The organism is Streptomyces sp. SID3343 (assembly GCF_009865215.1).
GTDB lineage: Bacteria > Actinomycetota > Actinomycetes > Streptomycetales > Streptomycetaceae > Embleya.
In genome coordinates, this window is record NZ_WWJX01001628.1 from 1 (window position 1) to 931 (window position 931).

Consider the following 931-nt stretch of genomic DNA (forward strand, 5'->3'; position numbering starts at 1 on the left):
GGTCGAGCAGCGCCGCGGTACAGGTCTCCAGGACGCCGTCCTGCATGATCTTGACGGTGCCGCTGCGGAACCGCCCGCCGCTGCCGGTGCGGCACAGCTCCACCAGGTCGTCGAGCTGCTCGCCGCCACGACGGCGGTCCCACCCGAGCGCGCCCGCCACCCGCGCGGTGAGTTCGCCGCGCTCGGCCAGGGCACGGTAGGCGTCCAGCGAGTCGGGCGCGTTGAGGCCGTTGACGACCATGGCGTCCTGCCAGGCCGTGATGCCGAGCGCGTGCAGGTGGCTCTGCGCCGCCAGCAGCGCCCGCTCGACGTCGTCCTGTGTGGGGCGGGGGACGAGCGCGCCGACGAGCCGCATCGCGCCCTCGTGCAGCGCCCCGGTGGGGACGCCGTCCCGGTCGCGTTCGATCCGGCCGTCGACCGGATCGGGGGTGTGCGCGTCTACCCCGGCCATCTCCAGCGCGACGGAGTTCACCCACGCGCTGTGGCTGTCGCGGTTGGGCAGGTACACCGGGCGGTCGCGCACCACCGTGTCCAGGTCCGCGCGGTGCGGGACTCCGCCGGGGAACGCGTCCATCGACCAGCCGCCGCCGAGAATCCACGGAACCTCGGGGTGCGTCCGCGCATACGCGCCGACCGCGCTCACGTAGTCGCGGCGGCTGTGCAGGTCGCCGAGGTTGCAGCGCATCAGGTGCAGGCCGCCGAGCCCCGGGTGGATGTGGGCGTCCTGGAAACCGGGCAGCAACATGCCGCCGGCGAGATCGACGGTCTCGGTGCGCGGCCCGACCAGCGAACGGACCTCACGCTCCGCGCCGACCGCCGCGATGCGGCCGGCCGCGACGGCCGCCGCCTCGGCGAACGGGCGGCCGGGGTCCAGCGTGCACACCGTGCCGCGGACGAATATGAGGTCGGCGGCAGAACCGGGTCCTGTCAC

The 931-nt window shown here is 74.5% G+C and carries 1 protein-coding gene; it reads right to left on the bottom strand.

The genetic code is table 11. The features are described 5' to 3' along the window. Positions 1-931 (bottom strand): amidohydrolase family protein (locus GT354_RS52035; RefSeq protein ID WP_346012551.1); only part of this gene is annotated, 931 nt, incomplete at both ends.